The sequence below is a fragment of the Streptacidiphilus carbonis genome (genome assembly GCF_000787775.1).
In the GTDB taxonomy this organism is placed as follows: Bacteria; Actinomycetota; Actinomycetes; order Streptomycetales; family Streptomycetaceae; genus Streptacidiphilus; species Streptacidiphilus carbonis.
The window spans coordinates 1-9,564 of record NZ_BBPM01000111.1 but is presented as its reverse complement, the minus strand read 5'-3'; the positions used below and the strand labels follow the sequence as shown (position 1 = coordinate 9,564).

The following is a 9,564-nucleotide window of genomic DNA, read 5'->3' as shown; positions in this document are numbered from 1 at the left end:
CCGGTGGTGACGTTGAGTCTCTGCCTGCCGCCGTGGGGCATGGATGACACCAGCGCCGAGAGGCCGGAAAATGCCACGCCTACAAGGGAATTGACATCAAGACCGCCGCCTCCACCGTCTAGGAGATCCTGCGCACCGAGGGAATCGACCCCGCCCCCTCAGGTCGACCACCACCTGGCCGACTTCCTGCGCTCCCAAGCCCACGCCCTGCTCGCCTGCGACTTCCTCGAAACCGCCACCCGCACCGGCCAGCGCCTCTACGTCTTCGCCGTCACAGACAAACCGAGACCCGGGACACTAGCCGAGCGGGACGTCCGCCACGCCCTTGAGGTGGCTGAACGTTTCGAGGGAGTAGCGGCCGTGGTAGCGGCCCATGCCGCTTTCGCCGACGCCGCCGAAAGGCAGGCCGGGCATGAGCAGTTGCATCACCGGCTGGCCCCAGGCGACGCCGCCGGAGGAGGTCTCGTTCACGAGGCGTGACTTGGTGTCCTCGGAGGTGGTGAAGGCGTAGAGAGCGAGGGGCTTGTCGCGGTCGTTGATGAAGGCGATGGCGGCCTCGAGGTCGGCGACTTCCACGACGGCGAGGATCGGACCGAAGATCTCCTCCTGCATGACCGGCGACGCGGGGTCGACATCGGTGAGCACGGTCGGTGCGATGAACAGGTCATCACGGTCGTGCTGGCCGCCCACCGCCACCTTGCCGGAGTCCAGCAGACGGGCAAGCCGGTCGAAGTGCCGCTCGTTGATGATCCGGCCGAAGCCGGCTGCGGTCTGCGGAGTGGAGCCGAACTGGGCTTCGACCGCCGCGCGCAGGGCGGGAACCAGCGCGGCAGCGGTAGCGGGATCGGCCAGAACGTAGTCGGGGGCGATGCACTGCTGTCCGGCGTTGCCGAACTTGGCGCCGACCAGCCGCTTGGCGGTCTCGTCCACGTCGGCGTCGGGCGCCACGAAGACCGGCGACTTGCCGCCGAGTTCCAGGGTGACCGGGGTGAGGTTCTGGGCTGCTGCGGCCATGACGATCCGGCCGACGGTGCCGTTGCCGGTGTAGAAGATGTGGTCGAACCGCTGGGCCAGCAGGGCGGTGGTCTCCTCGGCTCCCCCTTCGACGACGGTGAGCACGTCGGCGTCGAAGTACTGTCGCAGCAGGCGTGACGCGACCGCTGAGGTGTGCACCGAGATCTCGCTGGGCTTGGCCACCACGGTGTTCCCGGCGGCCAGGGCGCCGATGATGGGGTCGATGAGTAGGTGCAGCGGGAAGTTCCACGGGGCGATCACCAGGACGACGCCGAGCGGGTCGTACGTGGTGTAGGCGGTGGTGTGGGGACCACCGAAGTGGGCGGGAACCTCCACCGGGCGGGGCTGGAGCCAGTTCTCGAGGTTCGCCAGCGTCTCGTCGATGTCGGCGACGGTGAAGTCGATCTCCTGCGCCTTGGCCTCGGCGGCGTTCTTGCGCAGGTCCGCCCAGAGGGCTTCGGTCAGCTCCTGCTCGTTCTCGACCAGCAGGGCCCGCAGCCGCTGCAGCTGGCCGACACGCCAGTCCAGTGGGCGGGTGACGCCGGTGTTGAACGTCGCACGCAGGCGGCCGACCACCTCCGCGGCCGTTTCGCTCTGCTGCGTCCTGGACTCCCGGGCAGTTGTAGCGGTCATGGGGCATGTACTCCGTTCTTGATGCAGGCCACGCCGTCAAAAAGCGTTGGTGGCATGCCGTGATACTGGTGATGGGCAACCCGGCGGATAACGGACGAAGGGTCGTTCCGTTCCTTCACCGTAGCCTATGTACGCGCAAACGCGAACATGTAGTCGGCGTTACCCTTCTCTCATGGCCAGCCGCACCTCGTCCCCCCTCATCCACCCCGACGTGGACGACCTCGACCTCTTCAAGATCATGAGCGCGCTGACCGACGAGACCAGGCTCACCATCGTCGTCACCCTCTCCGTCTCCCCCGGTCTGGCCTGCAGCGGCTTCACGCAGGACGTCACCGCGTCCGTCCTCACCCGCCACTTCCGCGTCCTGCGCGAGGCCGGTCTCATCCGGCAGCACGACATCGGCACCCGCCGCATCAACACCCTGCGCAAGGAAGAGCTGGACCAGCGCTTCCCCGGACTGCTCGACCTCGTCCTCAAGGAAAGCGTCGGCCGCGTGAAGCCCTACGTGAACGACGAGTGCGCCTGACCCTCCGGGGCACCCCTCCGCGGCCGCGACGAGATCCGACGGATCACGGTGGCCACCGTTCCCGACCTGCCCTTCCCCCATGCCGACCAGGTCCTGCAGATCGTCCGCCGACGCCGCATCCTGGCCACCGGCAAGCTCTCCCTCGAACGCGTCCACGCCCCCGACCGACCTGACGATGCACCAGGCCACCCCCCGCCCACCTGGCCGAACACGTCCGCGAACACTGGGGAGTGGAAGCCGTACACCACCTGCGCGACGTCACCCTGCGCGAGGACGCCTCCAAGATCCGCACCGGCCACGCGCCACGCACCATGGCCACCCTGCGCAACACCGCCCTCGGCCTGGCCGCGATCAGCCTGTCGGTGGCCGGGGTATGGCGAGTGCTGCACCGTCACAGGGGGTACCGACCCGGCGCGCGCTGGAGCGGGACGAGCCTGCCGTGAAGGTGTGGAGGACAGAGGCGGGATTCGTGGGCCTCGCTGTTCTCCTGGATCAGGCGAAAGCCGCTGCGTGTTCGGTGATGAAGCTGTGCAGGCTGCGCGGGGCAGTGCCGGTGAGAGTCACCACGTCGTCGGTCAGCCAGGCCGCGTCGCCGTCGGCGATCAGCCCGAATGCCTGGGCATTGGAGGCCGCTACGGGCTCTGGGACGCCCGCCTTGATCATTGCCGCCCGGTGTTCGCCCGGACGGATCCGGCGGTACTCGATCTCGTGTCCCAGTGTCGCGGAGAGTTCTTTGGCGATGTCGGAGTAGGTGATCAGGGCGGTGCCGGTAAGCCAGTAGGTGCGGCCCACGTGCCGGCCCGGCGAGGTGGCAATGGCCGTCGCGGCGGCGGCGACGTCCCGGGCGTCGATCATCCCGACCTGTCCGTCGCCCGCCGACATCGCAAAGCCCCGCGTCTGACGGATCATCGGGGCCAGCGCGAGCAGGTTTTGCAGGTAAGCGTTCGAGCGCAGCAGCGTGTGTGCTACGCCGGTGGCCTCGAGATGCGCCTCGATCCGCGCCTGTCCACGCCGACGGTCGACCGGGGAATCGGCTGACGCCTTGCTGGTGATCTTGACGATGTGCGTTATGCCCTGCCGGATCGCGCTGTCGATGACCGCGATCTCCTGAGCCGGCACGGCCGGGCTGACCAGCACGACGGTGTCGACGCCGTGCAGGGCTGCGTCCAGCGTGTCCGGGCGGTCGAAGTCGCCGGTGACGATCTCGATCTCGTCGGCGAGGCCGGTGCGGTTGGTGACACGGCTCGGATCGCGGACCAATGCCCGGGCGGGCTGGTGCCGTGCGGACAGCAGCCGCACGGCTTCTGACCCGACCGTGCCGGTCGCGCCGGTAACCAGAATCATGCTGTTTCCCTTGAATTGGCCTACTGCGGAGAGATAGTGACGAACGGTCAGAGCGTGGCGACGCGGCCCGCATCAACGGCGAGGACGGCTCCGGTGATCGGCCGGGCATCCTCGCCGGCGAGATAGGCGATGACACGGGCGACCTCGTCAGGTTCGTTCGCTCGGCCCAGCGGGCTGGCGGCTGCGAGGGTGTCGAGCATGTTGCCCATGCTCTGGGTGATCTCGGTCCGGCTGGGTCCGAGCGCAACGGCGTTGACGCGCACGCCGGCCGGGCCGAATTCCGCCGCCCACGAACGGGTCAACGCCTCCAGAGCCGCCTTGCTCGCCCCGTAGGCGGCCATACCCGCGGCTCCCCGGGCCGCGACCATGGTGGACACGTTCACGATCACCCCGCGACCTCGTGCGGCCATCGGCGGGGCCATTGCTGCGGTGAGGAAGAACGGGGCCATGACATTCACCGCGATCATCGCGTCGAAGGCCGCGTTGGTGGTCTCGGCGGTCGGGCCCAACTCCCAGTAGCCGGCGTTGTTGACCAGCACGTCCACCTCGCCGGCCTCGGCGGCCAGGCGTCGTACCTCCTCCGGTACGGCGAGGTCGGCTCGGATGAAGCGCCCACCGGTCTCGGCGGCGACCTTCTTGCCCCGGTCCTCGTTGCGGCCGGTGACGATCACTGTGGCACCGCGTCGGCTGAACAGCTGCGCGGTCGCTCGGCCGATGCCCGAGGTTCCACCCGTGATCACCCACATCCACGACCACGCGGTACCGCCGGCTTGAACGCCACCCGCTGCGGGAGGCGCCAGGATTTCAGTTGGGCGACGGCGCGTTCGCCGGGTGCCCTGAAGCGGGCATGAACCCCGTTGAACTGCCGGTGGTGCTTGGGCTGTTCACGGGCCCTGACAGCGGTGCGGACGGCGCCGGCTCCCTGGCAAGCCGGTTCGCGGGCCCTCGACGTCCGCACCGGCCGTCGGCGAATGCTCGTACTCGTTCTCGTCGTCACCGTTCCCGTGCCGTCTGCGCTCCGCTGAACCGGCGGCCGGGAGGCGGTCAGCCGAGGGCCAGGTGTTCGATCTCGGCGACTGGGTCGTGCTCGGCGTAGATCTTCGCCAGCCTGGCCACATTCTCCCGGGTCTTCTCATCGGCCAGCAGTACCTCGGTCGCCTCCGCGACGGCCTGCGCGGTGGGCGTCGCGGTTCCCAGGTTGATGCCGAGCCCGTGGTACGCGATCCGGGCGGCGACGGCCGGCTTGTCCTCGGTAGCCCCGGCGACGACAGCGGGGACGCCTGCGGCGAGGGCATGCTGGGTACCGCTGGCGCCGCCGTTGGTGATCAGCAGGTCAGCCTTCGGCAGGAGGGCGCGGAACGGGATGAAGCCGGCCACCCGGGAGTTGGCGGGTAGGGGAACCGAGATCGCGCCCGGATCCCGGCCGAGCGCCGCGACGACGGTGACATCCATGTCGGCGAGACCGGCGAGGGTGGGTTCGACCAGGTGAGAAAGATCGTGGTTGGCCAGGGTGCCCTGGGTGACGACCACGACCGGGCGTGCTCCGTCGAGCTCCGGCCACCAGTCAGGCGGCTGCCATTCGTCGTCCGACTCGGCAGGCAAAACTCCCACCAGGTGGACGTTCGCTGGCAGGTCGCGGCGTGCGAACTCGAATCCAGGAACGCTCAAGATCGCCGTTTGGTCCGGTGTGGTGTAGAGACGGTCGCTGAAGTTGAGGAATTCCTCGGTCGCGCCCATCGCCGACAGCAGGTGGTTCAGGCGGTCCTGGGTCGGCTGGAATGCGGCGCCAAATTGCGCGTTCGCGGCCCGATTGGCCGCCGTCTGGTCCTCGCCCGGGCCGACCGGCGCCGGCCCGAAGAAGGTGCTGTCGTCGCTGCTGAGGGCAATCCCGACGACACTCACGGCGATCCAGCGCAGCGGGCTTCGTCCCGCCGCCCCAAGCTTGACCGGCAGCGCCCCTAGGAAGAGAAGGTTGCAGATCAGGTACTGGTCAGGGTCCTGCTCGAGCAGATCCTGCAGTGCCCGGTGTTCGTCCGGCATCGGGTTGGCGAACAGGTGGATCCAGTCAAAATTGAGCTGGTCCGGCCCCGCCGCCAGCGCGGTTCGCTCGCTCGACCCGGCGAACAGGCCGATGTCGTAGTCGGCTTTGCCGGCCAACGGTGCGAAGCGCAGGCCCGCGTCCACCACCCGGCTCCGGAACGCAGTGCCGGTCAGCACCGTGATGTCGTGGCCGCGAGCGGCGAGGGCGCCGGCCAGTTGCAGTAGGGGCAGGACTTCTCCGGGTACCGGAGGCGCCGCGACGATGATCTTTGCCATGAGTGATCCTTATTTCAGGGGTGACCAGGTCAGCCGACGAGTTCGGCGAGGGAGGCGATTTCGCCGGGGTCGTCGCTGGTCGGATTGAGAATCAGCTCGTCGGCGCCGATGGCCTCGAACTCCTTGACCGCCTGAGTGATCTCGGCCGGGGTGGTTCGCACCGCGTCGACCACGATGTCGACGAACTGGGTGGCGTCGGCGTAGTAGTCGGCTACGTTGGCCCGTCCCGTGTCGGGATCGGCGATCGCGAAGTAGGCGATCGCGACCAGGCGCGGCTCACCCGACCGGCCGGCCTCTCGCCAGGCGGCGCGGGCGGCGTCGAAAGTTTGACCGGCCATCGCGGCCGGCACCGAGGGGGACACGTAGCCCTCGCCGTGCTGCGCCATCCGCCTCAAGGCAGGCCGGCTTCCGGCACCGAAGAGCAGTGGGATCTGGCGCGCACCGGGAGGCACAGCTGGGTTGGGGCTACCGCCGACCGGCTCGCCGCCCCAGACCGACCGATAAGTCTCCAGGTCCCGGTCCATCCGGCGCCCGCGGTCGGCGAAGCCGGAGCTCTCGACCAGGAAGTCATCGGCGCGGCCACCGACACCGATGCCCAGGGTGAGGCGTCCGCCGGAGACGCCGTCGATGCTCGCGATTTCCTTGGCGAACAGTGTCCCGGGCCAGGCCGGCGCCAGCATGATGGTGCTGAGCAGGCCGATCGTCCGCGTGGCACCGGCCGCGGCGGCAAGGGCCACGGTGTCCATCACCCCGGGATAGGCGAGCCGGCCGACCGTGCTCACCGTCGAGAAGCCCGCCTGCTCGGCCAGAGCCGCCCACGCGGGAATCACCCCGGCATTCAGGTTGCGGACCTGATTCGGTAGCCCGATTCCGATTTTCACCAACATGTCCTTTCGGCAAGCCGCACCCAGCGATCATCGCTGTCACTGCGAGGGACAATCGCAGGAAAGGAACCGGGCGGCCAGGGACTGACAGACCCTGGTTGCGTACTCGATGGCGTGCTCGATCACCCGGCGTCACCGGGATATTCTCGGCCCGGTCCGCCCCTACGCGAGAAATAGAGTTTGAAGCGTGGATCGTGAAGGACTGGCCCACTTCCTGCGGAGCCGGCGCGAACAGCTCACTCCCGGCCCCAACGGCTCGGCGCACGGTTTCAGCCGGAGGACGCGCGGTCTGCGGCGCGAGGAGGTCGCCGAACTGGCGCACATCTCGACTGACTACTACACCCGGCTGGAGCAGCGCCGCGGAGCACGGCCGTCGCCTGAAGTGGCGCTGTCGCTCACCCGAGCACTGGCACTGACCGACGACGAGCGCGATCACCTGTTCACCCTGCTGGATCACAACCCTCCCGTACGGACGGCGAGCGACGACGACGCCGACCCCACGCTGAGAAGGGTCATGGAGTCGGTCCAGGGCATTGCGGCACTGGTGGGCACCAGCCTCGGCGTCACCATGGCGCAGAACCAACTCGCGGAAGCGTTGCTGGGCGACTACCAGCAATTCACCGGCTGGGAACGCAGTGCGTACTACCGCTGGTTCGTCCTACCGGAGGAGCGCCGCCGGTACCCCACAGACACTCACGCGGAGACGAGCAGGTCATTCGTGGCCAGCATCCGGGCAGCGACCGACGTGCATCCCCAAGCCGGGGAGCTGGTCGACGTGCTCCGCGCCCGAAGCCCCGAATTCGCCGCGCTCTGGGCGGAACACGACGTCCGCGCCTGCCGGCACGAGGAGATGTCCCTGCTCCACCCGGCCGTCGGCCGCATCGACCTCACCGTCGAGGTGATCTTCGCAGACAGCCGGGAGCAGAAACTCTTCCTCATGACGGCGCGCGGCGCCCACGACGCCAAGCTGCAGGTGCTGAGCCAGCGGTAGCTTGCCGCCTCCCGGGAGTAGACGGAGGTTGATGGCATGGCCTCGTTCGAGGGCGTGCAGGAACTGCTGGAGTTCGGCGGGTGGGGCGTTTGTTGGTCCGGGATCGTCGGTCCCACCCTCGCCAGGCGGTGTGGCCGGCCTGGCGAACTCAGTAGGCAAACACGACGACGATGAGGTGCTGGGTCGCGATGGGAGGCGACTGCCACACGGACGTCGCGATGCTGCGGGCCGAGCCGGCCGTCTTCGGCCCCGTGGCCTCCGACCCGACGGTCTCTCGACTCGTCGGCACTCTCGCCGCCTGCGGCGACAAGGTATTGCGGGCAATGCGCGCCGCCCGATCCGAAGTGCGCGAACGGGTCTGGCAGTTGGCGGGCGAGATGGCGCCTGATGCGGGCGGGGCAGTCACCGTCGACCTGGACGGAGTGCTGGTGATCGCGCACTCCGACAAGGAGGACGGCGCCCCGACTTGGAAGAAGACCTACGGTCACCACCCGCTACGGCGTTCGTCGACCACGGACCGGGCGGCACCGGGGAACCCGTCGCTGCCCTGCTCAGACCGGGCAACGCGGGCCGCGTCGACCGGACCTACCGCTTTGGACCTCGCCCGTACGGCGCGGCGGGGAACGTGACTCCACACCGGACACCGGCCGAAAGGCCATCTATCACCGCGAGATCATCGCGAGAGCCTCACGTTGCTCCACTTCGGGTGGGAGGCGTCAGTATCCGGCTGCTATTTGTGTCACGGCACCTGCTCCGGCCAGGTAACCCGAAGCAATCGCGGCCGCCATGGAAGGTGGAACCGACGCGGCGGCGTCACCGGCGGCGAACAGGCCCGGGATTCCGGTGCGGGACATCGCGTCGACGACGATAGCCCCGACGCCGAGAAAATCGTCCGGCTCGTTCACCTCAGCGCCAAGATCCGCGGCCAGGGTCGAACGCTGGTGCAGGAAGGTCTTGACCAGCATGGCGGAGACAGCGAGACAGGTGCCGTCGACGAAATACACCGCGCTCAGGCTTGAGCCGGCTCCGTCGAGCGCGGCGACCGCGCGTTCATCCCACTTGACGCCAGCGGCAGACAGCCGGTCGCGGTACTCACCGGAAAGCTCGGTGCCATTGGTCAGCAACGTAATGTCGTCGGTGTAGGAGCGCAGGCTCAGGGCACCGTGCACGCCGACTGCGCCGGTAGCCAGGACTGCCGTAGGACGGGCGCGCATCTCCCAGCCGTGGCAGAAAGGGCAGTGGAAGACATCGCCGCCCCACCGCTCGGCCAAGCCTTCAACGTGCGGATACCGGTACTCCATTCCGGGCGAGAGAACCAGGGTGCGCGCGTCCTCTCGACGCCCGTCGGCGAAGACCACTGTGTAGGTGCCGTCGCCCCGCCGGTCCGCGCGGGTCACCTCGCTGTCGTCGAATCGGATCGACGGGTAGCGGCCGATTTCCGCGCGGGCGGCGGCGTAATATTCGGCCGGCGGACGCCCATCATGCCCGAGCAGACCGCCGATCACGGTGGCGGGCAGGTTGCTCTGGCGTCCAGCGTCGACCACCAGCGTCTCGCGCTGCGCGCGTCCCAGGGTGAGGCCCGCGCTGAGGCCCGCGGCGCCCGCGCCGATGACAATGCAATCTCTCATACGTCCAGCCAACCACCGCACAGATCACGGAGATATGCGCTGCCGACGCAAATACTTGCTCGTATGTATCATGCGCTGGTGGATGCGATGAGTCAGGCTGTCTCCGCACTGCGGGTAGGACGAGGCACGGTGCGAAGGTTCCGTCAGTCGGGGGCATGGGGCCTGAGTTACTCCGGGCTCACCGGCAGCGGCTTCCACGTGATCCTCAGCGGCACCGGCTGGCTGCTA

The 9,564-nt window shown here is 68.5% G+C and carries 9 protein-coding genes and 2 pseudogenes; 5 read left to right on the top strand and 6 right to left on the bottom strand.

Annotated features, from left to right (window positions below; genetic code table 11):
- Positions 1-89: 89 nt before the first annotated feature.
- Positions 90-279: pseudogene (locus TR46_RS45675) on the top strand (integrase core domain-containing protein); the annotation flags it as partial.
- An 18-nt stretch (positions 280-297) separates the two neighbouring features.
- Here the strand turns inward: TR46_RS45675 and TR46_RS37040 are convergent.
- Positions 298-1,674 (bottom strand): aldehyde dehydrogenase family protein, encoded by a 1,377-nt coding sequence (locus TR46_RS37040; RefSeq protein WP_269084298.1) that lies wholly within the window; start codon positions 1,672-1,674, stop codon positions 298-300.
- A 145-nt stretch (positions 1,675-1,819) separates the two neighbouring features.
- On the opposite strand from TR46_RS37040, the gene TR46_RS37035 reads away from it, so the two are divergent.
- The gene (locus TR46_RS37035) at positions 1,820-2,173 is read left to right on the top strand and encodes an ArsR/SmtB family transcription factor (RefSeq protein WP_042411437.1); all 354 of its coding nucleotides are present in this window, start codon (positions 1,820-1,822) and stop codon (positions 2,171-2,173) included.
- Positions 2,174-2,403: 230 nt separating this feature from the next.
- Entirely contained in the window at positions 2,404-2,616 is a 213-nt protein-coding gene (locus TR46_RS38715) for a hypothetical protein (protein ID WP_052433456.1), read from the top strand.
- A gap of 49 nt (positions 2,617-2,665) precedes the next feature.
- Here TR46_RS38715 and TR46_RS37025 read toward each other — a convergent pair whose 3' ends face one another.
- From TR46_RS37025 to TR46_RS37010, 4 genes are all read right to left on the bottom strand, one after another.
- Entirely contained in the window at positions 2,666-3,517 is an 852-nt protein-coding gene (locus TR46_RS37025) for an NmrA family NAD(P)-binding protein (protein WP_042411434.1), read from the bottom strand.
- 47 nt (positions 3,518-3,564) lie between these two features.
- A complete protein-coding gene (locus TR46_RS37020) occupies positions 3,565-4,263 on the bottom strand; it encodes an SDR family NAD(P)-dependent oxidoreductase (RefSeq protein WP_152626926.1) in 699 nt (232 codons plus the stop codon).
- Between the two features lie 298 nt (positions 4,264-4,561).
- Positions 4,562-5,833, bottom strand: coding sequence for a glycosyltransferase (locus TR46_RS37015; protein WP_042411431.1), 1,272 nt, complete (start codon positions 5,831-5,833; stop codon positions 4,562-4,564).
- A gap of 29 nt (positions 5,834-5,862) precedes the next feature.
- A complete protein-coding gene (locus TR46_RS37010) occupies positions 5,863-6,720 on the bottom strand; it encodes an LLM class flavin-dependent oxidoreductase (protein ID WP_236655698.1) in 858 nt (285 codons plus the stop codon).
- Positions 6,721-6,904: 184 nt separating this feature from the next.
- On the opposite strand from TR46_RS37010, the gene TR46_RS37005 reads away from it, so the two are divergent.
- Both TR46_RS37005 and TR46_RS37000 read left to right on the top strand, forming a co-directional pair.
- Positions 6,905-7,708, top strand: a complete 804-nt coding sequence (locus tag TR46_RS37005; protein ID WP_042411428.1) for a helix-turn-helix transcriptional regulator — start codon at positions 6,905-6,907, stop codon at positions 7,706-7,708.
- A gap of 182 nt (positions 7,709-7,890) precedes the next feature.
- Positions 7,891-8,279: pseudogene (locus tag TR46_RS37000) on the top strand (transposase); the annotation flags it as partial.
- A gap of 145 nt (positions 8,280-8,424) precedes the next feature.
- Here TR46_RS37000 and TR46_RS36995 read toward each other — a convergent pair.
- Entirely contained in the window at positions 8,425-9,336 is a 912-nt protein-coding gene (locus TR46_RS36995; RefSeq protein ID WP_042411425.1) for an NAD(P)/FAD-dependent oxidoreductase, read from the bottom strand.
- Positions 9,337-9,564 lie beyond the last annotated feature (228 nt).

Bases quoted from the DNA above. Each gene is read 5' to 3' on its own strand.
- TR46_RS37035 (WP_042411437.1), top strand. From the start codon at position 1,820: ATGGCCAGCCGCACCTCGTCCCCCCTCATCCACCCCGACGTGGACGAC.
- TR46_RS37025 (WP_042411434.1), bottom strand. From the start codon at position 3,517: ATGATTCTGGTTACCGGCGCGACCGGCACGGTCGGGTCAGAAGCCGTG.
- TR46_RS37020 (WP_152626926.1), bottom strand. From the start codon at position 4,263: ATGTGGGTGATCACGGGTGGAACCTCGGGCATCGGCCGAGCGACCGCG.
- TR46_RS37015 (WP_042411431.1), bottom strand. From the start codon at position 5,833: ATGGCAAAGATCATCGTCGCGGCGCCTCCGGTACCCGGAGAAGTCCTG.
- TR46_RS37010 (WP_236655698.1), bottom strand. From the start codon at position 6,720: ATGTTGGTGAAAATCGGAATCGGGCTACCGAATCAGGTCCGCAACCTG.
- TR46_RS36995 (WP_042411425.1), bottom strand. From the start codon at position 9,336: ATGAGAGATTGCATTGTCATCGGCGCGGGCGCCGCGGGCCTCAGCGCG.